We start from the raw sequence: 21,961 nt of genomic DNA, 5'->3' as shown, positions 1-21,961 counted from the left end.
AGAGTCTGATAAGGGTTAACAGTGACCGATACACCCGAGTCCACCCCGAACGAGCCGGAGACCCCTGAGGCACTGGCCGCGGTCGTCCAGCACGACCGGATCGAGCCGGTCGGCCTCGAGGTCGAGATGCAGCGCTCGTACCTCGACTACGCGATGAGCGTCATCGTCGGGCGGGCCCTGCCGGACGTCCGGGACGGGCTCAAGCCGGTCCACCGCAAGATCCTCTACGCCATGTTCGACTCCGGCTACCGGCCGGACCGCGGGTACGTGAAGTGCTCCCGCGTCGTCGGCGACGTGATGGGCCAGTTCCACCCGCACGGCGACTCGGCCATCTACGACGCGCTGGTCCGGATGGCGCAGCCGTGGTCGCTGCGCTACCCGCTTGTCGACGGCAACGGCAACTTCGGCTCGCCGGGAAATGATCCGGCTGCCGCCATGAGATATTGTCTTGTCGCAGATGTCCGGGTTCGTGCCGTCGACGGCACCGTGCGGATCGGCGACATCGTGCCGGACGCCGCGCCGAGCAGCGAGACCGATGTCGAGCTGAAGGTCCGCGACCGCAACGGCGATGTGGTCCGCGCCTCCAAGTTCTTCCACTCCGGCGAGCACCCGACGCTGCGGTTGCGCACCCGCGAGGGGTACGAGCTGACCGGCACGCACAATCACCCGGTGCTCTGCCTGGTGAACGTGGCCGGTGTGCCGACCCTGCTGTGGAAGCTGCTCGCCGAGATCTCCCCCGGCGACCGGGTGGTCCTCCAGCGCACCGTGCCGGACGAGATCGGCTACCCGATGCCGGAGCACGTCGAGGCAGCCGTGCTCGCGGGCGCACTCGTTAGCGAAGGCTGGATCTCCGGCGAGTGGGTCGAGTTCGCTGACGCGGACCGGGAGTTCTTCACCCGAGTTGTCGCGGCTTTCGACCTTTCCGTTGGTGGCAAGCGCTGGTTCGGCGAAGAGTTCATGCCTTCGGGTAAAACCCTGCACCGGATGCGGGCGAGCGTCCGGCAGCTCGCCACCACGGCGCTCGGCGAGCTGGTTGGCGCGCGGAGTGCCGACAAGTTCGTGCCGGAGTTCGTCTGGCGCGGACCGGCCGCGGTCAAGCGGGCCTTCCTCCAGGCGCTGTTCGAGGGCGACGGCTCGTCGTCGCTTCTGCCCCGCCACACGATCCAGGTCTCGTACTCGACCCGTAGTGAGCGGCTGGCCCGCGAGGTGCAGCAGCTGCTTCTGGAGTTCGGCGTGGTCAGCCGGCAGTGCCGGTACGACGACGGCGAGATCAAGGTCGTCGTGACCAACCGGCGGGACGCCCGGATCTTTGCCGCCCACGTCGGCTTCCTCGGCCGCAAGCAGGCCAAGCTGGAGTCCGAGCTGGCCCAGGTTCCGGCGAGCAGCACCGCGCTCTCGGGCGACCACGTGCCGTTCGTCGGTGACTTCGTCCGCGAGCACGGCGCGAGCCGTTGGACCGAGCGTGACTGGCTGCGCCGGCACAACGTGGACCGGATCGAGCGCTGGGAGCGGGACCGCGACGAGATCGCCTCCCGGATCACCGAGCCGGGGATCCTCGACGTGGTCGAACCGCTTGTCGACGGGCGCTTCTACTACGCCGAGGTGACCGACGTCACCGACGCGGGAGTGCAGCCCGTCTACAGCATCCGGGTGGACACAGAGGACCACTCCTTCGTCTCCGACGGGTTCGTCAGCCACAACACCGAGTGCAAGCTCGACCCGCTGGCGATGGAGATGCTGCGGGACATCGACGAGGACACCGTCGACCTGCAGGACAACTACGACGGCCGGGCCAAGGAGCCCACCATCCTGCCGTCGCGCATCCCGAACCTGCTGATCAACGGTTCCGAGGGCATCGCGGTCGGCATGGCCACCAAGATCCCGCCGCACAACCTGCGCGAGATCGGCGCGGCCGTGCAGTGGTGCCTGGAGAACCCGGAGGCCGACGAGGCCACCACGCTGGAAGCCCTGCTGGAGATCGTCAAGGGCCCGGACTTCCCGACCCACGGCCTGATCGTCGGCCAGGCGGCCATCCAGGACGCGTACCGGACCGGGCGCGGCTCGATCCGGATGCGCGCCGTGGTCGAGGTCGAGGAGGACAAGCGGGGCCGGCCGGCGCTCGTGGTCAGCGAGCTGCCGTACCAGGTCAACCCGGACAACCTCGCCGAGCGCATCGCCGAGCTGATCAAGGAGGGCAAGCTCGGCGGCATCGCCGACATCCGGGACGAGTCCTCCGGGCGTACCGGCATGCGGATCGTGCTCGTGCTCAAGCGAGACGCGGTCGCCAAGGTGGTGCTGAACAACCTCTACAAACACACCCAGCTCCAGGAGACGTTCGGCGCCAACATGCTGGCGCTGGTCGACGGCGTGCCGCGCACGCTCAACCTGGCCCAGTTCATCCGCTACTACGTCGAGCACCAGATCGAGGTGATCCGGCGGCGGACCGCGTTCCGTCTGCGCAAGGCCGAGGAGCGGGCGCACATCCTGCGCGGTCTGTCCAAGGCGCTGGACGCGCTCGACGAGGTGATCGCCCTGATCCGGCGTTCGCCCACGGTGGAGGACGCCCGGCAGGGCCTGATCCGGCTGCTGGACATCGACGAGGTCCAGGCGACCGCGATCCTGGACATGCAGCTGCGCCGGCTGGCCGCCCTGGAGCGGCAGCGGATCCTGGACGACCTGGCGAAGCTCGAGGTGGAGATCGCCGACCTCAAGGACATCCTGGCCAAGCCGGAGCGGCAGCGGCGGATCGTCTCAGAGGAACTGGGCGAGATCGTCGCGAAGTGGGGCGACGACCGGCGTACGAAGATCGTCCCGTTCGACGGCGAGGTCTCGATGGAGGACCTCATCGCCCGCGAGGACGTAGTGGTGACGATCACCCGCACCGGGTACGCGAAGCGCACCAAGGTCGATCTCTACCGGTCACAGCGGCGCGGCGGGAAGGGCGTCAGCGGGGCGACGCTCCGTCAGGACGACATCGTCAGCCACTTCTTCGTATGCTCTACCCACGACTGGATCCTGTTCTTCACGAACAAGGGTCGGGTCTACCGGGCGAAGGCGTACGAGCTTCCCGAGGCCAGTAGGGTGGCCAAGGGCCAGCACGTGGCCAACCTGCTCGCGTTCCAGCCCGACGAGCAGATCGCGCAGATCATTGAAATCCCGAACTACCAGGTGGCGCCCTACCTGGTACTGGCCACGAAGAACGGCCTGGTGAAGAAGACGCGGCTCGAGGAGTTCGACTCCAACCGTTCCGGCGGCATCATCGCGATCAACCTGCGCGATGAGGACGAGCTGGTCGGTGCGGTCCTGGCCGCTCCGGAGGACGACCTGTTGCTGGTGTCGAAGAACGCCCAGGCGATCCGCTTCAACGCCACCGACGAGGCACTGCGGCCGATGGGCCGGGCCACTTCCGGGGTGATCGGCATGCGCTTCAGCGGCGAGGACGAGTTGCTCGCCGTCGAGGTCGTCCGGGAGGGGCTCGACGTTCTGGTGGCGACGAACGGGGGTTACGCGAAACGTACCCCGATCGAGGAATACCCGGTCCAGGGCCGGGGAGGTAAGGGCGTGCTGACCGCGAAGATCACCGAGCGACGCGGTGGCCTGGTCGGTGCGGTCGTGATCGACCCGGAGGACGAGCTGTTCGCCATCACGAGCAACGGCGGCGTCATCCGGACTCCGGTGAAGCCTGTACGCCGTACGCGTGACCGGAACACAATGGGGGTCAAGCTGATGGACCTCCCGGACGGCGTGACTATCGTGGCGATTGCTCGCAATGCCGACGAGCCTGACGAACAGGACTAGTTGATGACGGAGACACAGGCGAAGTCGGGGAACAAGGGGACCTCGGCCACTCCGGTCGACGAGGAGGCCGCACAGGGCGGCACACCAGCGACCGGCCGCGCGGCTGTGGGCCGGGCCACGGTTCCCGCCGACGCGCCTGCCCCGAAGTTCACCCGGGCTCCCGGCATGGCCCCGCCTCCGGACAAGCCGGCCGAGGACTCCGGTTCCCGGGACTCGGCCGAAACCAAGGTCGACGCGCCGACGTCGGCCGACGGGCTGGCCGCTCCGGCCGCCAAGCCCGCGAACGCCACGAGCACCCAGCCGATCAAGACCCCGTCGGCCGCCGGCCGGGCCTCCACCGGGACGACCGGCATGCAGCCGCGGATCGGCGCCGGCCTGGGCACCGCCCCGAAGGCGTCGCCCGACGGCTCGCGCCCGAGCGGCGCCGCGAGCGCCCAGTCCCGGCCCGCCAACGGCGGCGGCCTGCCGCCGGGCATCGGCGGCGCGGCGGCCGTCGGCGCCGCGCGCGTGGGTGAGGCGGTACGCGCCGCGCGTACCTCGGTCAGCTCGGCCGCCTCGCGCGGACCGCGACGGGCCCGGCTGAACCTGAAGCGGATCGACCCGTGGTCGGTGATGAAGTTCGCGTTCGCGGTGTCCGTGGTGCTTTTCATCGTGGTCGTCGTGGCGACGTCGGTGCTGTACCTGGCACTTGACGCCATGGGTGTGTTCACGAGCGTGAACGACAGCCTGACCGACCTGGTGAACGCCGGCGGCGCCCAGGGCAGCGGCGGCTTCCGGATCACCGCCAAGGGCGTGATCCTGACGTCGGCGCTGGTCGGCCTGGTGAATGTCGTGCTGTTCACCGCGCTGGCCACGCTCAGCGCGTTCGTCTACAACGTCTGCGCCGACCTGGTCGGCGGGATCGAGCTGACGCTCGCCGAGCGGGACTGATCGACCGGCGCCGGGGCACCGCGTAAAGCGGTCGCCCCGGCGCCGTGCGTCCGGGTAGGTTCGAAATGGCGCGGGTGCTTCCACCACACACCCCGATTTGGGCCCGGTGGAGGCGATGGGTTAACCTAGCTCGTCGCTACGCGGGGCTATAGCTCAGTCGGTTAGAGCGCAGAGCTGATAACTCTGAGGTCGCTGGTTCGATTCCAGCTAGCCCCACCGCACATCGTCCGACGACAGTCGAGCGCGAGGGGTCAAAGCACATGTTCAAGAAGCTCCTGATCCTTGCCGGCATCGTCGGTGTGGCCGCCGTCGTGGCCAAGAAGGTAAAGGCATCGAACGACGAGCGTGCCCTGTGGCACGAGGCGACCACGGCGCCCGACCTGCGCTGAACGCCGTCACGGGGCCCTAGCTCAACTGGCAGAGCACTGCCTTTGCAAGGCAGGGGTTAGGGGTTCGAGTCCCCTGGGCTCCACACACTTCTCTGACCTGGGACTCTTGGCTGTACCGCAGTCGTCATGCGAACCAGTTGATCGAGGGTGCGAGTCTTTCCTGACGAGCGAGCGATGGTGCATGCATAATGAATGCATGGTTGCTCTCCAGATTCGGGACGTGCCGGAAGAAGTGCGAGACGCCCTGGCGGCCCAGGCCAGGGCGCGCGGGCAGTCCCTCCAGGCATACCTGCTGGAACTGGTGGAGACGCAGGCTCGACGGCTGCGCAACACGGCGGCCCTTGATCGCTTCGCCGGCCGATCCGACGGTGCTCGCTCTCTGCCGGGGGAGAGCGCCGCAGAGTTGAACGACCAGCGGGAGCAGCGCGGATCGTGGGGAAGCGCCGCGTGATCGTCGTGGATGCGTCGGTTCTGGCCGACGCTCTGGTCGATGATGGGCCGGTCGGGGACGCGGCGCGGGCGGAACTGACCGGAGATCCGCACTGGGCCGCGCCGAGTCATCTTCTGGTCGAGGTCATGTCTGTGATCAGAGGCAAGGTCCTCGGCGGGAAGCTCGGCCTTGCCCGGGCTCAGGAGGCGATCGATACCCTGCCTTCGTTGGTCATCGACGAGGTTCGCGTCGCGATGCTGGTTGACCGGATGTGGCAGATGCGGGGCAATGTCACGGCGTACGACGCGGCTTACGTCGCGGCGGCGGAGTTGATGGCCTGCCCACTCGTGACCGGTGATGGTCGGCTCGCCAAGGCCAGCGGTATCCGCTGCGAGATCCGACTGCTCGCCGCGTCCTGACGGCGGCCGCCCGAGGATCATCGGCCTGACGCCCTTGGACCGGCCATCCTGAGTTGAAGCGGCTCACCGGCGATCGTGGCGGTGTGGTTCGCATGGTGGTACCTCCGGCCCACCAGGCCATTCCCCTGGTCGATAGTGCTGTCGGGGAGACCCGGACGTGCCGCGTCGACGTCCGGACCGACGCCTCTCCGCGGCGTGGCAGGGTGCGAGACCACCTCCTTAAGCTGTCCTGATCGATGCCTGTCAACCCGCAGGAAGGCTGTTGTCGGCGGTAGAAGGGCTGGCGTGGGCCCGGCCGGGCAGCCTGCGCGTCGCCGGAGGTGGTCGCGGCCGCCGTCGCGGCGGTCGCGACGCGCATCCGGGTGGGCAGCGGCGGTGTCCTGCTGCCCTACTACAGCGCGCAGACGCTCTGCGAAATCGCGCACGCATCGTCGATGTCGCACGTCTCGCCTTCGCCGCCGATGGAGCCGCGACGATGCAGTCCGTCGCGCGCGGCTGGTGTAGGGCAGGGGACCCTCTACCGGCACTTCCCCACGCGGGAGGCGCTGCTCGCTGAGGTGTACCGCGAGGACTTCGAGGAGTTGACGAGCGCTGCGAGTGAACTAGCTAGCTTGCCGGGGTTGCTCGTCAGATGGCCCAAACGCCTGGCCTTGAACCGCCGATCAGGCTCAGGAGCGGCGCGGGCGTAGCGGCAGCGGATCACCGGCGACCGTGGCGAAGTGGTTCGATGGTGATACCTCCGGCCCACCATCGAACGCGATCATGCTGCGACGAGGTTCCCCCCCCCAGCCGGGTAGGGTCGCTCCGAGCCGCGCCGCCTGCCGCAGTCGCGGAGGCCGAGCAACTGGCCGGCCGATCACTGCCGTCGCTGCTGCGCCGGCTCTATCTGGAGGTCGGCAACGCCGCCGCTCCGGTGCCGCAACACCACCAGGGCGATCGATAGCACGAGCAGAGCCCCGGACCCACACAGCGCAACGAAGTACAACACCGGGCCACCGAACCGATGGCCCGGGCCGCTGAACAGCAGCGCAGCGAAGGTGCACGTGGTCGACACCAGCATCATCCAAGGCCACCAACTGGGCTGCCGTTGCAGCTCCTCCAGCACTCGCTCTCGGATCACTTCCACCCCCGCTCATCGAAAGCTGTCACGGCGCATCCGCCCTCGATTGTGCAGTCAACGTGAGCCGCCGGGACTGAGTTGTTGACCCGTAGCCCAAACGGATACCCAGCTGAGGGGCGCACGGTGGCTGAAACGCTGGCGGCCGATGCCGTAGGCGCACTGCCGGGCAGCGGCCGGAACTTGCACCTCGGTGGTGGATCCGTGGGTCAGCGTCATGGCCGCCGAGGCGTGCTGATCGTGACACTCCGAGCGCGGCGCCCGACGAGAGTGGGTGACGTTCCGACGACATATCAGCGAGTCCTTGGCGGAGGTGGCCGCTGCCGTTGAGTTGGCGGCGTCCGCCAGTGATCAGCGCAGGAGTAGGGCGATACCGGCCAGCAGGGCCACGGCGACGACCACGGTGAGCACGGCGACACGGCGGCCCGCAGACTCGGGTCGAAGATGGCGCAGGGCCAGGGCCAGCGGACCGATGGGGGCGGGCTTGCGCGCGTTCATGGTTTCTCCCTCTACGGCGTGACTGGTGATCCAGGCTTGGCTGAGCATTGATGTGTGCTTTCTTACGGTTTGTGGTCTTCTAGTTCGCGCTTGCGGGCGAGCAGTGTCGCCCGGTAGGCGCGGGCGCGGATCAGCATCGTGCTCGAGACGACGATCAGGATCAGACCCAGGCCCCCAGCGGCCAGGACGCCGACGGTGCTCGTGCGGTTGACTGCGACCGCGACCGTGCCGCCGGTCGTTAGGAAGCTGAAGGTGGCCGCGAGCCAGCCTGTGATCACCCGGTCCACTGCGAACAGTGGCCGGCGGATCAGCGCCCAGCCAGCGAAGCATGCCCAGGTCACGCCAACGAGGATCATCGCAGCGAAAACGAGCTTGGTCCCAGCCGGCAACGCCCCGGGCTCGGTGGCCCACAACAGGCCGATGGTCGTGGACCCGGCCAGACCGCCCAGTCCGGCTACGAGAACACCGACGCGGCGCGGCAGTGACATCGCCCGTACGATGTGGTCCGGGGTGTATCCAGGTCGTTCGGTCATGACGAATAACCCTTCTCGACCAGCGAGTCCCGCAACAGTCGCCGGGCCCGGAACAACCGGGACTTAACCGTTCCCGACGGGATCTGCAGCACCTGCGCGCACTCTTCCAGTGCCAGGTCATGGAGATAGAACAAGATCAGCACTTCGCGTTCGCGGACCGGCAGCCCAACCAGACCCTCGGCCACCTGCGCCCGGTCCAGAACGGCCGAGATATCGTCGTCGCCGGTCCCGTCGCCGTCGACTGGGTCCGCCTGGGTGTACTTCTCCCGCAGGTGGTTCGTCACCGAACGTCGGGCGATGGTGAACAGCCACGGGGCAAACCGCTCCGGCTGCTGCAGACGTGGCAGCGCCTTCAGCGCACTCGCCCACACGTCCTGGCTCACGTCGTCCGCCCGACCCGGCCCGTCGAGCATCCGTCGCACATACCGCCACAGCGGGTCGTGCCAATGCCCGACCAGTTCGGCCAGCGCCTTCCGGTCTCCGAGCTGCGCGCGCACGACCAGCAGCGCATCACGTCCGACCCGATCCACGTCGCCTCCCGTCCGTTCGGCCTGCCACACGATGACAGTCGCCCGAGAGAGCGATCTGGTTCACGGCCCGCCCGCGGCACGATCGGATGCCACCACGGCCACGCTGCAGCCCAGTCACCAGAGGCGTCAGATCAACGTCGACCGGCCGGAGAGTAGGAGGCGGCCGGGCAACGGCCGCCTGTCGCAACGGCTCACCCGACCCGCGACGTCGCAGCCGATCAACTCCGGCGGCAGCACGAAGGTGCGTTCTCTCCGGCGGATCCGCACTCGCCGACAACGGCTGGGCCCAGTATCACCCGTTGCAATACGTTACTGACCATGATCGCCGCGTCGTCGTGTTGAGAGGGCAGGCGCTGAACACGGGCCGCGCTCGCAGCCCTACCTGCCGGGCGCTCCGACTGGTGGCAGGGGTAGCGGGTCGCCGACGATCGTGGCGGTTTGGTTCGCATGGTGGTACCTCCGGCCCGCCGAAACGGATATCCAAACGGAGAGGTTCGCGAGCCGCGAAGCCGCAGTTCAAGGCCGATATTCTGGTCGTGCTACCACGCCCTGGACCCGATCCCCCTCACACCGGGGCGGGTCCGGCGACCGGATTCCGTACCGCCGCCATGTGCGGCCAGATCGTAGACGTCGTGTGCTTGGTCCCGAAGGAGTTCGAGGGCTTGGGCGAGGCGGGTTTCGACCTCGTCCCCCGGCGGGAACCACGCGCTGGATTATCACGTGGATGTCAGCGCCGTGAAGGTACCGGAGCCCAATGAGCGGGTAGGGGCTGAGCCGCGATACGAACTTCACTTGGTCATAATTATGACCGGTCGCTATTGTGGTCGTCATGGAGACCATCCCCATCACCGAAGCCAAGGCTCGGATCGCCGAACTCGCCGACCGGGTCGCCCGGGAGCACGACCACTTCACGATCACCCGCAACGGCCGCGCCGACGTGATGCTGATCTCGGTGGCCGAGTATGAGTCGATGCGAGAGACGCTCGACCTGCTGTCCGACGACGAAGCCCTCGTAGACCTGCGCCAGTCACGGGAGGACTTCGCAGCTGGCGACACGTTCTCGATGGACGAGGTGCGTGCCGAGTTGGAGCGGCGTCGAAGCAGGGCGGCCTGATGCCTCCAGGCGGCAAGCGGGTGGACGATCACACCAACGAGCCGCTCAGCCCGTACACGGTGATGTTCTCCCGGCAGGCTCGCCGCAACCTGCACGAGGACCTGCCGTTGGAGGTGGCGATCGCGGCAACGGAAACCATCCAGCGGGCGATCGCGATCAACCCGTATCGGGTAGGCAAGCCTCTCGACGAACCTTTCGACGGTTTCCACTCCGCTCGGCGTGGCACCTACCGGATCATCTACCGGATCAACGAGGCAAAACGAGTCGTGGAGATCCACTCGGTCCGCCATCGGCGCAACGCCTACCGTTTGTAGCGCCCCCTGGTCAAGTCCGGCGACCCGCCGCTGTTGTGGCGAAGCCGCAGGCTGAGGGGCTCTGACCCTTGACCCTCGCGCGGGCTCGCCGACCGGACCGATGAACCGCTCAACCCGTACACGGTGATGGGATGGGTGCAAGGTCGCGGAGACGCAGGCAGGCCGGCCGATGTAGTGGCCTCGCTGCCGCACGAGTGGCCGAACTCTGTATCAGTGCCGTGCCGGACTCACCGGTCAGCACGTGGGCGATGGCCAGGTCGATGGCGTCGAGGCTGCGGAGCGTCGGCTCGGCGAACGCTCCCGCAGTCGCACGGATCGTGGTGTCGGCCTGATGCCCTTGGGGCGGCCATCCTGAGTGGAAGCGGGTCACCGGCGATCGTCGCGGGGCGGTTCGCATTGTGGTACCTCCGGCCCACCCATAGCTCCTGAGCTGGGCAAACAGGTACGTCCTCGGTAGGCCCTGCTCGGGTAGGCGGTGCCGGAGGTGGCGCTCCGTCGCGCTGCCTGGCGGTCCGCCGACGCTGGTGGACGGGCTGCGGCGATGGCTACGGCTTCGAAGACCTCCAGGCCTACCGGGAGCCGATCAACGAGGGGTTTCCAGCCGACAGGCCGGAAACCCCTCGCGGTGATCTACTTCAGGAGGCTGACGTCACGCGATAGGTGACATGCGGCGTCGGCGCAGAATCACCAAGGCGGTGCCGCCGAGGGTCACCATCGCGGCGCCGATGCCGAACAGCCACCACAACCCGGTCGCGTCCGTGCCGGTCACGGGAAGGATCGGGCTGGGGCTGGCCGTCGGTGGTTGGGTCGGGCCGTCCGTGGGCGGCGCGGTGGGTTGGGTCGGCGAAGGCGTGGGCTGCGTCGGCGTCGGGGTCGGCGACGGGCCGAGCGGACGCTCGCAGCGCGCCTCGGCGAGGATGACGGTGCCGACAGGGATGTCCAGCAACGGCCCGCCGACGATAGTGCCTGTCAACCTGAGGGTCGCCTGTACGGCGATGGCCACAGCACCGTCTTCGGTCACAGTTTCGACGTTGGTGAGCCTGGCGTTCAGTGCGGCGCCGACAAGGCCCGGGACCGTGACCGCTGCGCTGGCGGTGACACCAGGAGTGTTCGGCAACAGGACTACCGGATCGCCGAACAGTTCGAGCCCGGTGAAGGAGGTGTCCGCTGTCTGCGTGCCGGTCTGTGGGCAGTTGACCGCCGCGGTGATCACTTCGGCGTCGATTACGGGTGTGCCGAGGATGGCCAGGGCCAGGTCGGCGATCTCGGCGTTGGCCGATGATGCCGTCTCACCCCGGGTTGCACTTACCTCGACCACCGTGCCCGAGGCCGTCACGCCCAGGGCACCCGGGATGGTGATCGCCAGGGCGGTGTCGGTGTCCGTGCCGCCGCCGGCCGGCGCGGTCGCGCTGCCGATCACCGCGTCGGCCGTGATCACCGGAACGCCGGCCACGGCTGCGGACAGGTCGACCACGACGCCGCGCGCGCTGGCATCGCCGGGCGCGGCGAGCGCTGGGGTTGTACTCGACAGCGCTACGGCTCCGACGGCGATCGCCATCGCTCCGGTGGCGGAAATTCGCCGGGTTAGTCTCACGTTCTCGCCTCTGCTCATTCAGTCCCTTCCCGACTATCGAGAAGGCAACACGACCCTACAGAGCAAATGCCTATTAAGTGGACAATTGGGGCAGTGTGTGAACCGCTCACGTCACCCGGGTCGCCAGCGGTCCGGCCGGCACTTCGGCCAACTCGAATCCGGCCTCCCGGTAGGTCGATTTCCAGGTGGCGCAGGAGCGCAGTCTTACCGGAGCTGGGAGCGCCGGTGAGGATGTATCCGGGCATGACGTCCTCCGATACCTGAGAAGACGGCTTGATAGGCAAGCCGTGACTTGCATATGCTGGATGACGTGGGCGATCTGTACCAGGCGCTGGCCGATCCCACCCGCCGCCTGATCCTCGACGAGCTGACCGGGCGCGACGGTCAGACCCTGTTCGAGATCTGCGGTCGGCTGGCCACCAAGCACCAGGTCGGCTCGTCCCGGCAGGCGATCTCCCAGCATCTCGACGTCCTGGAGGCCGCCGGCCTGATCGTCACGCGGCGGCAGGGTCGCTACAAGTTCCACCACCTCGACACCCGGCCGCTGCGGTCCATCACTGAGCGATGGCTCAGGTCCACCGAACCGACCCGGGAGAATCCGTGAGAATCAACCTCACCAACGTGTACGTCGACGACCAGGCCAAGGCCCTGCGCTTCTACACCGAGGTGCTCGGCTTCGTGAAGAAGACCGACGTGCCCACCGGGGAGTACCGCTGGCTCACAGTGGTCTCGCCCGACGCCCCGGACGGCGTGGAGCTGCTGCTGGAGCCCGACGCCCATCCGGCCGCCAAGGCGTTCAAGGAGGCGCTCGCGGCCGACGGCATCCCGCTGGCGCAGTTCGCGGTGGACGACGTGGCCGCCGAGCACGACCGGCTGCGCGGCCTCGGCGTGCTGTTCACCCAGGAACCCGTCGCCATGGGTCCGGTGACCACCGCGGTGTTCGACGACACCTGCGGCAACCTGATCCAGATCGCACAGTACGGGTAGGCGTCAGCCGAGCCGGTCGAGCAGCTCGTGGCTGCGGCTCACCACCAGCGCTGTCGTCTGCGCGTCGTACGAGGGCAGCGAGCTGTCGGTGAAAAGGTGCCGGTCGCCGGGGTAGACGTACAGCTCGGCGCGCTCGGGACCGACGATCGACACGAGCTCGCGAGCGGCGTCCACGTCCCCTTCCAGCCCGAAGAACGGATCCCGCTCCATGCCGTGCACCTGCACCGCCACCCCGTCGGGCCAGGGACCGATGGCCCACTCGCCGGTCACCGGCAGGCACGCCTCGTAGAGCAGGGCGGCCCGGGCGCCGGCCCGGGTCTGGGCGAGTCGCTGGGCGATGGCGGCACCCCAGGAGACGCCCGCGTAGACGAGGTCGGCGGGCAGGTCGGCGACGAGCGTGTCGGCGCGCCGGCCGAGGACGTCGCCGCCGATCCGCTTGATCAGCGCGGCGCCGTCCTCGATGGTGGCCGGCCGTTCGCCGTCGAAGAGGTCGGGGGCGTGCACGGTGTGCCCGCCGGAACGCAGGGAGTCGGCGAGCGCGCGGACACCATCCGTGAGCCCTTGGATGTGGTGGAGGAGCACGATCTCGGCCATCACCACACTCCTGAGTTGGCGAACGAACCAGAATCTTAGAACGGTCGAGAAATGTCGGTCAATCAGCGGATCCCGGACTACGACCTCGACGACCTGCTCGTGGTCACCGCTCCGGAGCAGTTGCGCGCGCTCGCCGACCCGCTGCGGGGCACGCTGCTCGAACTGCTCCTGGAGCGCGCCGCCACCGTCAACGAGATGGCCCGAGCCGTCGACCGGCCCAAGAGCAGCGTGGCGTACCACGTGAACCAACTGGTCGACGCCGGTCTGCTGCGCGTGGTGCGGACCCGGCGGGTACGCGCCATCGAGGAGCGGTTCTACGGGCGGGTGGCACGCACCTACTACGTCGGGGCGCTCAGCCGGGCCGAGGACGAGCAGGTGGTGTCCCGGGTCAACGGGCTCGCCGGGGCAGCCGCCGAATCGGCCGCCGCACACGCCGCCGACGAGCTGCGGTGCACACTCGTGCACGCGCGCATCCCGATCGAGGACGCCCGTGAGTTCTGGGCGGAGGTGCAGGCGCTGGCCCGGCGGTTCGCGCAGATCCCCCGAGCCGGGGACCAGGTGTACGGCTTCGCCGCCGGCCTCTATCCCACTGACGCGCCCACGCTTCCCGACACGGACCCCGCCACCGACCCACGCGACTGAACGCCCCGCCACCCCGGGACGGCAAGCCGGCAGGGTCTTGCCGGGGCGGCCGACCGGGCAGGCTAGCGTCGGAAGCGTGAGCACCGGATCCCCGCGCGTCCTGCCGGCCGAGCGCGGCGTCGACGAGGCAGCCGCCGTCCTGCGCGCCGGCGGGCTGGTCGCCTTCCCCACCGAGACGGTCTACGGGCTGGGCGCCAACGCGCTCGACGCCCGGGCCGCGGCGCGTATCTTCGAGGCGAAGGCCCGGCCCAGCTTCGACCCGCTGATCAGCCACCTGGCCGACGCCGCCGACCTGGCCGTACTGGTGGGCGAGGTGCCCGCGGCGGTGGCCGCGCTGGCGAAACGCTTCTGGCCCGGCCCGCTCACCCTGATCGTGGACCGGCCGCAGGCCATCCCGCCGATCGTCACCTCCGGCCTGGGCACCATGGCGGTACGCGTACCGGACGAGCCGTCGGCGCGGTCGCTGATCGCGGTCGCCGGTGTACCGGTGGCCGCGCCGAGCGCCAACCGGTTCGGCCAGCTCAGCCCGACCCGGGCCGAACACGTGGTGGCCGGGCTGGGCGGCGCGGTGGACGTGGTGCTCGACGGCGGGCCCACCCGGTGCGGGATCGAGTCGACGATCGTGGACGCGCGAGGTGACCGGCCGGTGGTGCTGCGGCTGGGTGCGCTGCCGGTCGAGGCGATCGTCGAGGCGGTCGGCCCGGTCGAGGTGCGCCAGGGCAGCTCCGGCCAACCGGTCGCGCCCGGGACGCTGGCCGCGCACTACGCCCCGCGTACCCCGTTGCGGTTGGGCGCGGCGGCCGAGCCCGGCGGCGGCCGGCGGGGCTTCCTGGCCTTCCGGGAGCCACCGGCGGACGGCGACTGGGCGGCGGTGCAGGTGCTGTCGCCCGACGGCGACGTGACGACGGCGGCGGCGCGGCTGTTCGACGCACTGCACCGGCTCGACGCGGCCGGGGTGACCGAGATCGTCGCGGAGCCGGTCCCGGAGACCGGTGTGGGCCGGGCGATCAACGACCGGCTGCGCCGGGCCGCCGCCACCTGGCACTAGAACCGGGCCGTGTCACCTCAGGCGTCATGTCCTTCGCCGGACCCCTGATCGGGACGCCCGTGCGAACCGGGCTGCGGCAGGCGGTCCACCAGCCTGGTCAGCGCGCCGTTGGCGAACGTCGCACCGAGCGCCGAGCCGGTGGCGATGGTCCAGCCCACCGGGCCGAGCGGGGTGCAGCCGAAGAAGTGGCTGACACCAGGCGTCTGCACCACCGCCACGAGCACACCTACCGACGCGGCGGTGGCGGCGAGCACGCTGGGGCTGGTGCCGCCGGCCAGTACGGTCTGGCCGAGCTGCGTGCCGATCAGCGAGGCCAGCGCGACGGTGCCGGCACGCCGCTGGGTGCCGGTCCACCGGGCGATCGTCCAGCCGGCGGTCGCGCCCAGCGTGGTCGACGCCGCGCGCAGCCCGATCTCCCGGGTCATGGTGACGCCGAGCGACGAGTCCGGCCCCTCCCGCAGCAGGTGGTCGGCGCGGTCGTCGGCGGGCGGGCGGACCGCGATGGCGAGCGCGGGCGCCAGGTCGGTCAGCAGGTTGACCAGCAGCAGTTGCCGGCCGTTCAGGGCGGACCGGCCGGTCGCGGCGGCGGTCAGCACGCTGAACGCGATCTCACCGAGGTTCCCGCCGACCAGGATGCTCAGCGCGTGCCGTACCGACGACCACATGGCCCGCCCCTCGACGAGCGTGGCGATGATCGTCTCCAGCCGGTCGTCGGTGACCACCAGGTCGGCGGCGGCGCGGGCGGCGGGTGTGCCTCGCTGGCCGAGCGCGATGCCCACGTCGGCGAGCCGGATCGCGGGCGCGTCGTTGGCGCCGTCGCCGGTCATCGCGACAGTGCGGTCCTGGCGCTGCAACGCCTGGATGATCCGTACCTTGTGCGCGGGCGTGCAGCGTGCCACCACGTCGGTGGCCATCAGACGCTCGGCGAGCGCCGCGTCGTCCAGCCGGTCCAGGTCGGTGGCGGTGACCACGCGCTGGCCGCCGTCGTCCGGGCTGATCGCGGCGGCGATCGCCTCGGCGGTGGCCGGGTGGTCGCCAGTGATCATGACGGTGTGCACGCCCGCCGCCCGGATCCGGGCCACCGCCGGCCGCGCGCTCTCCCGCACCCCGTCGGCGAGCGTCAGGAAACCCACGAAGACCAGCCCGTCGACCTGCTCGTCGGTGACCTGCTCGGTGGAGACCGGGCACTCGGCCACAGCGAGGATGCGATGTCCGGCACCGGCCCGACCGGCCAGCATGGCTTGCACCTCCTCGCGTCCGGCCGCGTCCAACGGACGGTCACCCTGGGCGGTGCGCCGGGTCGCGCAGCGCGGCAGCACCGACTCGGGGGCGCCCTTCACGCTCAGCAGCAGCCCGTCGGCGGCCCGCCCGACGAAGGCGCTGTAGCCCCGGGACGGCTCGAACGGCAGTCCGGCCGTGGCGGTCCAGCCCGCCGCACCGGTCCGCTCGTCCACCCCGGCGGCGTCCGCGCCGTGGCGTACCGTGCGGTCGGTCTGCTGCGGCAGCTCGTCCGGGTCGTCAGCGGCCGGGGTGGCCCGCACCGCGGCGGCCAGCGTCGACCGGAGCGGCTCGTCGAGTTCGTCCGGCGCGGCGTACCGGCCGTCGCCCGTACCCACTCCCGCCAGCAGCAACTTCCCCTCGGTGAGCGTGCCGGTCTTGTCGAAGCAGAGCACGTCGACCCGGCCCAGCGCCTCGATGGTCCGGGGGTTGCGGACCAGGGCGCCGTGCTCGGCCAGCCGCCGCGCCGCCGCCAGCTGCGCGGCGCTGACCAGGAACGGCAAACCCTCCGGCACCGACGCCACGGCCAGGTTCGCGGCGGTCGCCGCCGTTTCGGCGAGGGGTACGCCCCGCAGCAGCCCCGCGCCGGCGACAGCGATCGCCGAGGCGGCCGCAAGCGGTACGGCGCTGCTGGTCATCTTGCCGAGCCGTGCCTCCACGCCACTGGCCGGCGGGGCCTGCCGGGCCATGGCGAGGCTCCGCCCGGCCTCGGTCTCCGCTCCGGTGGCCACCACCACGGCGGTGCCGAGCCCGGCGGCCACCGTGGTGCCCTCGAACAGCATCGAGTGCCGCTCGGCGATGGCCGCCGCCACCACCGGTTCCGGGCTTTTCGCCACCGGCAGCGACTCGCCGGTCAGTGACGACTCGTCCGCCTCCAGCCCGTCGCTCGTCAGCACCCGGCAGTCGGCCGGTACGGCGTCCCCCGAACTGACGGTGATCACGTCGCCGCGTACCAGCTCCTCGGCGGGCACCACCCGCTCCGCGCCGTCGCGCAGCACCCGGGCGGTGACCGCCGAGCGGGACAGCAGCTCGGCCAGGGACCGTTCGGTGTTGCGCTGGTGCACGGCGCCGACCAGCGCGGATCCGCCCACCACGCCGCCGACCAGCGCGGCGTCGACGAGCGAGCCGAACGCGGCGGAGAGCGCCGCCCCGGCGGCCAGCACCGGGGTCAGCGGGTTTGACAGTTCGTCGACGAACGAGCGGAGCAGCCCGGCCGGCCCGTGCTCGTCGCCGCCCTCCACGCGCCGGCGTCGGCCCGCCTCCTCCTCGGTCAGCCCGGCCGGACCGGTGTCGAGCTGGTCCAGGACGGTCTGCGCCGGCATGAGGTGCCAGGCGGTGAGCGCGGGCATCGGGGCGCCGGTACGGTCCGGCAGCCGGTGTGCCCGGAACACGCCGTGCGCGAACGCGAGCGCCGCGGCACCGTTCACGGCGGCGAGCGTCCGGCCGGGCAGGCGCCGGCGGTCGGCGGTGAACGCGCCGAGCGCGCCGAGCCCGCTGCCGGCCATGGCGATCCGGATGTTCTGCTCGGTCATCCGGCGGGCCACCCCGGCGGCGTCGACGAGCAGGGTGGGTACCCGCAGGTCGTCGCCGACGAGCAGGTGCGCGCCCCACGGCGGCAGGTCGTCCGGGCCGTGCACGCCGAGCCCGCAGTCGGACGCGGCGAGCGCCGATCGCTCACCGGAGACCACCATCACCATCGCGCCCTCGCGTTGCAGGTCGCGCACCGCGTCGGCGAGCCGGGCCCCACCGGGCACGAGCAGGTCCGCGAAGTCGTACCGGCCGTCGTCCGCGCCGCCGACCACGAGCCGCAGGCCCGCCTGCCGGGCGGCCGACGTCAGCGCGTCCACGCCGGGCGCGGGCTCCGGTTCGACCCGCAGGACGGCGGCGAGCCGGCCGTTCTCGGCCAGCCCGAGCAGCTGTCCGCCTTCGGCGCGCAGCCGGGCGCTGTCCGGGGTGTCCCCGGGATCGTCGGCACCGAGGCGGTCCAGCGGGCCGATCCGCCAGTCGTCGGCGGCGCGTACCGCGTCCGGTTCGGCCGGGTCGAACAACGCGAACGCCCGGGCGGCGACGTGCCCGGTGTCGGCGTCGGCCAGCGGCGCGAGATCGGCCAGGACGCCCCGGTCCGAGCCGAGCACCGCCGCGTCGAGCACCACCGTGTCGATCCGGTCCAGATTCCGCAGCACGGTGCGGTCCATCGCGATCACACCGCGTCGGGCGAGCATCAGGCCGAGCTGTGCGCCGTACCCCTCGCGCCCGGAACCGGGCGCCTTGGGCAGCGAGGACAGCGCCAGCGCGGCGGCGCGCTTCGGCCCCAGCACCGGCAGCGCCGCCGCCCCGGCGACCGCGCCGGCCGGTAGCACCCGGTTGGCGTAGCGCTCGGGCTGCCCGTCCGGCACCGGACAGGGCCGCTCGCCGTCCGGCACCCGGGCGATCGCGTGCTCGGGAGCACCGGTCAGGCGCGGCTCGGCCCGCCGCCATGCGGTCAGTTGAGCGGTGCCCTCGCCCCACTGCACGATCCGATGCGCGCCGTCGAGCACGATCCCGGCCCAGCCGCCGGTGAGGCCCTGCACCACCGCCTCGGCCAGCGGGAACAACACCTCGGCGCGCGGGTCGGCGCGGATGCCCAGTCCGGCCAGCGCGTGCAGCTTCGGGTGCAGGTCGACAGCGCTCAGCAGTCCGGCCACCTCGGCGGGAATCGGGGTCAGCGGCAGCACCCGGGTGGCCGCGGAGATGCCCAGCCCGAGCACGTCGGACAGCAGCGCGCCCAACGTCCGCGCCGTGCGCGGACCGTCCTCGGGCGGCTGCGGGGGATCGACGTCGGGGTCCGGCTCGTACGGGCAGGTCCGCTCGACGCGCGCCACGGTGGCGATCAGGTCGCGCAGCTTCGGCGCCGGCTCCCCGGTCGCGACCACCACCCGGCCGGACGGCGCGTTCACCCGCGCCCAGTCCACCCCCGGCATCGACTCCAGCGCCGCCTCGACCTGGTGGGCGAGCCGGTCCCCGCCGTCCTGGCAGACGCCGTGCACCTCGATGTGGTGGCGGCCGTCCTGGGACGACCACACCCGGCGGCTGGTCAGCCCGGTGAGCCGGGCCAGCCGGGCCGCGGCCGCACCGACGCTGCCCGCCACCTCGCCGACCCGGGCCGGCACGGCGTCAGTGGGCAGGGCCGACCCGACGGTACGCGCGACGCGCGCGGCGGTCTCCGGCACGACAGTAGGTGACAGCAGGAGACCGGCGAACCGTCCCAGCGTCATCTCGCCTCCCGGTCTCGTCCCGGCGGCCCGACTTCCCGGGGCGGCGTCCGTTATGCCACCCCGACGGCAGAAGTTTCCGGCGTCGCCCCCGCCGCTCCCGCCGGACGAGACGCGCGACACAGTTGACCTCAACCGGGGGTGAGGTCCGAGGCTGAACGCCATGACCAGCACCACCGCCGTACCGGCTGATCCACCTGTCGACCTGTGGTCGCCGCGCCTGCGGGCGATGACGGTGGGCAGTGTCGCCCTGGTGTCCCTGCTCGCGTTCGAAGCGCTGGCGGTGGGCACCGCCATGCCGACAGTGGCGCGCAGTCTCGACGGGCTCGGCCTGTACGCGCTGGCGTTCGGCGGTTCGTTCGCCTCCGGCGTGGTGGCGATGGTCGCCTCCGGCATCTGGTGCGACGCGCGCGGGCCGCGCCCGGCTATGTGGCACGGTGTGGTCTGGTTCGTCGCCGGGCTGGTGGTGGCGGGCACCGCGACGACCATGGAGGTGCTGGTCGTCGGGCGGGTGGTGCAGGGCTTCGGCTCTGGACTGGTCTCGGTGGCGCTCTACGTGGTCGTGGGTCAGGCGTACCCGGAGCAGTTGCGCCGGCGGATCTTCGCCGCGTTCGCCGCGGCCTGGGTGGTGCCGTCGCTCGTCGGCCCGGCGCTGGCCGGACTGATCGTGGAACACCTGGGCTGGCGGTGGGTGTTCCTCGCGGTGCCGGCGGTGGCGATCGCGGCGGCGCTGCTGGTCCAGCCAGGGCTGCGGGCACTGACCGCCACCGTGGCGACCCGGCCGCCCGCGGGCGCCCTGGCCCGGATCGGCTGGGCCTGCGGGGCGGGGGCGAGCGCCGCACTGCTGCACTACGGGGGGCAGCAGCGCGGCGCGCTCGCCGCCGGTCTGATCGCCGCGGCGCTGGCCGGGTTGCTGGTCTGCGTACCGCACCTGCTGCCGGCCGGGTTCCTGCGCGCGGCACGGGGACTGCCGACGGTCATCGGCCTGCGCGCGCTGGCCTCGGCGGCGTTCGTCGCTGCCGAGGTGGTGATACCGCTGATGCTGTCCCGGGAACGCGGCTTCTCGCCCACCGGTGCCGGTCTGGTGCTGACCGTCGGGGCGCTGTCCTGGTCGGTGGGCTCGTGGATCCAGGGGCGGATCGGCTCACCCCGCTCGGCGGCGACCCTGCCCCGGGCCGGGCTGGCCTGCATCACGATCGGTACGGCGGGCGTGGCGTCGGCGCTGGTGCCCGGACTGCCGGTGCTGCCGGCCGTGCTCTGCTGGGCGGTGGCCGGGCTGGGCATGGGCCTGCTCTATCCGTCGCTGTCGGTGCTCACCCTGGAGCAGTCCGCCCCGGCCGAGCAGGGCCGCAACAGCTCCGCGCTGCAACTGGGCGACTCGCTCGCCGCCGCCACCGTGCTGGCGCTCACCGGCGCGGTCCTGGCCGCCGGTGCGTCCCCCGGCCCGGCCGGCTTCGCGACCACGCTGGCCGTGGCCGCCGCCTGCGGCCTGCTCGGTCTGCTGCTGGCCGGCCGAGTGGTGCCCAGCCCGGCCACCTGAACCGGTCGGCTCTGCCGTCCGTCACCCATGGTGTCCTTCTCGTGCCGCAGGATCGGTGGGTGCGTGGAGTGGCGTTGCCCGGCCCGACGGCGCGAAGCCGCCGCGACGCGGGCGCAGCCGGCGGGGAACGAACCGCACGGCGGGTGCGGTGTGAGCGGGAGGAATGGCGATGCGGGTACTGGTGACCGGGGCGACCGGGCGGCTCGGACGGGTGGCGGTGCCGCGGCTGCGGGACGAGGGCTTCACGCTGCGGGCGGTCAGCCGCCGGTCGCGTACCGGGGACGGGGTCGACTGGGTGGCCGCGGACCTGGCCACCGGCGCCGGGCTGGCGGAGGCGGTCGCCGGGGTGGACGCCGTGCTGCACCTGGCCTCGTCGCCGAACCGGCGTACGCACGACATCGACGTCCTCGGCACCCGCCGGCTGGCAGTGGCCGCCGGTCACGCCGGAGTTCGTCACCTGGTCTTCGTCTCGATCGTCGGCGTCGACCGGGTGCCGCTCGGCTACTACCGGCACAAGCTCGCGGCCGAGCAGGTGGTGGCCGCCGGACCGGTGCCGTGGAGCGTGTTGCGGGCGACCCAGTTCCCGCAGTTCCTGGAGGGCCTGCTCGGCGGTGCGAGCCGCCTCGGGCCGGTGATCGGGGACCGGGCGGTGCTCGCCCAGCCGGTCGACCCCGCCGAGGTGGCGGACCGGCTCGCGGTCCTGCTGCTCGCCGGGCCGTCGAACCGGGTTGAGGACTTCGGCGGACCGGAGGTGTTGCGCTTCGACGAGGCGGCCCGTGCCTGGCTGGCGGCGCGCCGGGTGCGCCGTCCGCTGCTGCCGATCCGGATCCCCGGCCGGCTCGGGCGCGAGCTGCGCGCTGGCGGTCTCACCACGACCGCCACGCCGACCGGTGCCCGGACCTGGGCCGACCATCTCGCTGACACGTACGGGGGAACCGGCGGAAGATGAGAACGG

21 protein-coding genes and 2 tRNA genes are annotated in these 21,961 nt (G+C 71.3%); 16 read left to right on the top strand and 7 right to left on the bottom strand.

The genetic code is table 11. The annotated features are described in order from the left end of the window. Positions 1-21 precede the first annotated feature (21 nt). The 8 genes from gyrA to GA0070215_RS28845 all read left to right on the top strand — a co-directional run bounded on the left by gyrA (position 22) and on the right by GA0070215_RS28845 (position 6,655). Complete coding sequence (gyrA, locus tag GA0070215_RS03710) at positions 22-3,798, top strand: intein-containing DNA gyrase subunit A (protein ID WP_091041769.1); 3,777 nt, start codon at positions 22-24, stop codon at positions 3,796-3,798. 3 nt (positions 3,799-3,801) lie between these two features. After that, positions 3,802-4,728, top strand: a complete 927-nt coding sequence (locus tag GA0070215_RS03705; protein ID WP_091041765.1) for a DUF3566 domain-containing protein — start codon at positions 3,802-3,804, stop codon at positions 4,726-4,728. A 142-nt stretch (positions 4,729-4,870) separates the two neighbouring features. Further along, positions 4,871-4,944: transfer RNA gene (locus tag GA0070215_RS03700), tRNA-Ile, on the top strand. A 44-nt stretch (positions 4,945-4,988) separates the two neighbouring features. Further along, positions 4,989-5,117 carry a DLW-39 family protein gene (locus tag GA0070215_RS28850; protein ID WP_013283222.1) on the top strand — a complete coding sequence of 43 codons (129 nt, stop codon included), beginning with the start codon at positions 4,989-4,991 and terminating at the stop codon, positions 5,115-5,117. 10 nt (positions 5,118-5,127) lie between these two features. Further along, positions 5,128-5,200: transfer RNA gene (locus tag GA0070215_RS03695), tRNA-Ala, on the top strand. Between the two features lie 113 nt (positions 5,201-5,313). Then, positions 5,314-5,568 (top strand): FitA-like ribbon-helix-helix domain-containing protein, encoded by a 255-nt coding sequence (locus GA0070215_RS03690; RefSeq protein ID WP_018788540.1) that lies wholly within the window; start codon positions 5,314-5,316, stop codon positions 5,566-5,568. Next, on the top strand, positions 5,550-5,966 hold the full coding sequence (locus GA0070215_RS03685) for a type II toxin-antitoxin system VapC family toxin (RefSeq protein WP_091041761.1): 417 nt from the start codon (positions 5,550-5,552) through the stop codon (positions 5,964-5,966). The genes GA0070215_RS03690 and GA0070215_RS03685 overlap by 19 nt, the downstream gene beginning before the upstream one ends. Positions 5,967-6,400: 434 nt before the next feature. Next, the gene (locus GA0070215_RS28845) at positions 6,401-6,655 is read left to right on the top strand and encodes a TetR/AcrR family transcriptional regulator (protein WP_341844949.1); all 255 of its coding nucleotides are present in this window, start codon (positions 6,401-6,403) and stop codon (positions 6,653-6,655) included. Between the two features lie 167 nt (positions 6,656-6,822). Here the strand turns inward: GA0070215_RS28845 and GA0070215_RS03675 are convergent, their stop codons facing one another. The 4 genes from GA0070215_RS03675 to GA0070215_RS03665 form a co-directional block, all read right to left on the bottom strand. Continuing rightward, complete coding sequence (locus GA0070215_RS03675) at positions 6,823-7,071, bottom strand: hypothetical protein (RefSeq protein ID WP_091041758.1); 249 nt, start codon at positions 7,069-7,071, stop codon at positions 6,823-6,825. A 363-nt stretch (positions 7,072-7,434) separates the two neighbouring features. Beyond that, on the bottom strand, positions 7,435-7,581 hold the full coding sequence (locus tag GA0070215_RS28350; protein ID WP_167361473.1) for a hypothetical protein: 147 nt from the start codon (positions 7,579-7,581) through the stop codon (positions 7,435-7,437). 62 nt (positions 7,582-7,643) lie between these two features. Next, positions 7,644-8,114, bottom strand: coding sequence for a hypothetical protein (locus GA0070215_RS03670; protein ID WP_026267927.1), 471 nt, complete (start codon positions 8,112-8,114; stop codon positions 7,644-7,646). Then, positions 8,111-8,644 carry an RNA polymerase sigma factor gene (locus GA0070215_RS03665; RefSeq protein ID WP_091041754.1) on the bottom strand — a complete coding sequence of 178 codons (534 nt, stop codon included), beginning with the start codon at positions 8,642-8,644 and terminating at the stop codon, positions 8,111-8,113. The genes GA0070215_RS03670 and GA0070215_RS03665 overlap by 4 nt, the downstream gene beginning before the upstream one ends. Before the next feature lie 829 nt (positions 8,645-9,473). On the opposite strand from GA0070215_RS03665, the gene GA0070215_RS03660 reads away from it, so the two are divergent. Together GA0070215_RS03660 and GA0070215_RS03655 are read left to right on the top strand one after the other, a co-directional pair. Beyond that, on the top strand, positions 9,474-9,758 hold the full coding sequence (locus tag GA0070215_RS03660; RefSeq protein ID WP_026267926.1) for a type II toxin-antitoxin system Phd/YefM family antitoxin: 285 nt from the start codon (positions 9,474-9,476) through the stop codon (positions 9,756-9,758). A 20-nt stretch (positions 9,759-9,778) separates the two neighbouring features. Next, a complete protein-coding gene (locus tag GA0070215_RS03655; protein WP_091041751.1) occupies positions 9,779-10,072 on the top strand; it encodes a type II toxin-antitoxin system RelE family toxin in 294 nt (97 codons plus the stop codon). Between the two features lie 649 nt (positions 10,073-10,721). On the opposite strand, the gene GA0070215_RS03645 is transcribed toward GA0070215_RS03655, so the two are convergent. Further along, positions 10,722-11,684, bottom strand: coding sequence for a hypothetical protein (locus GA0070215_RS03645; RefSeq protein WP_141708149.1), 963 nt, complete (start codon positions 11,682-11,684; stop codon positions 10,722-10,724). A 280-nt stretch (positions 11,685-11,964) separates the two neighbouring features. Here GA0070215_RS03645 and GA0070215_RS03640 point away from each other — a divergent pair, with 280 nt between their 5' ends. Continuing rightward, a complete protein-coding gene (locus GA0070215_RS03640; protein ID WP_091041742.1) occupies positions 11,965-12,270 on the top strand; it encodes an ArsR/SmtB family transcription factor in 306 nt (101 codons plus the stop codon). Then, positions 12,267-12,653 carry a VOC family protein gene (locus GA0070215_RS03635; RefSeq protein WP_208600278.1) on the top strand — a complete coding sequence of 129 codons (387 nt, stop codon included), beginning with the start codon at positions 12,267-12,269 and terminating at the stop codon, positions 12,651-12,653. Before GA0070215_RS03640 ends, GA0070215_RS03635 begins: the two co-directional genes overlap by 4 nt. Positions 12,654-12,656: 3 nt before the next feature. Here GA0070215_RS03635 and GA0070215_RS03630 read toward each other — a convergent pair whose 3' ends face one another. Beyond that, positions 12,657-13,247 carry a dienelactone hydrolase family protein gene (locus GA0070215_RS03630; protein ID WP_091042134.1) on the bottom strand — a complete coding sequence of 197 codons (591 nt, stop codon included), beginning with the start codon at positions 13,245-13,247 and terminating at the stop codon, positions 12,657-12,659. 51 nt (positions 13,248-13,298) lie between these two features. On the opposite strand from GA0070215_RS03630, the gene GA0070215_RS03625 reads away from it, so the two are divergent. Next, entirely contained in the window at positions 13,299-13,889 is a 591-nt protein-coding gene (locus tag GA0070215_RS03625) for a winged helix-turn-helix domain-containing protein (RefSeq protein WP_091041734.1), read from the top strand. Between the two features lie 100 nt (positions 13,890-13,989). Continuing rightward, on the top strand, positions 13,990-14,937 hold the full coding sequence (locus GA0070215_RS03620) for an L-threonylcarbamoyladenylate synthase (protein WP_091042132.1): 948 nt from the start codon (positions 13,990-13,992) through the stop codon (positions 14,935-14,937). 17 nt (positions 14,938-14,954) lie between these two features. Here GA0070215_RS03620 and GA0070215_RS03615 read toward each other — a convergent pair whose 3' ends face one another. Beyond that, the gene (locus GA0070215_RS03615; RefSeq protein ID WP_091041730.1) at positions 14,955-19,469 is read right to left on the bottom strand and encodes a cation-translocating P-type ATPase; all 4,515 of its coding nucleotides are present in this window, start codon (positions 19,467-19,469) and stop codon (positions 14,955-14,957) included. Positions 19,470-19,629: 160 nt separating this feature from the next. On the opposite strand from GA0070215_RS03615, the gene GA0070215_RS03610 reads away from it, so the two are divergent. Beyond that, complete coding sequence (locus tag GA0070215_RS03610; protein WP_018785619.1) at positions 19,630-21,006, top strand: MFS transporter; 1,377 nt, start codon at positions 19,630-19,632, stop codon at positions 21,004-21,006. Positions 21,007-21,175: 169 nt separating this feature from the next. Then, on the top strand, positions 21,176-21,955 hold the full coding sequence (locus GA0070215_RS29465; RefSeq protein WP_091042126.1) for an SDR family oxidoreductase: 780 nt from the start codon (positions 21,176-21,178) through the stop codon (positions 21,953-21,955). Positions 21,956-21,961: the final 6 nt, after the last annotated feature.

The sequence above is a fragment of the Micromonospora marina genome (assembly GCF_900091565.1).
Classification (GTDB): Bacteria; Actinomycetota; Actinomycetes; order Mycobacteriales; family Micromonosporaceae; genus Micromonospora; species Micromonospora marina.
Note: the sequence above shows the minus strand (reverse complement) of the source record. Positions and strands in the feature narration are given on the sequence as shown.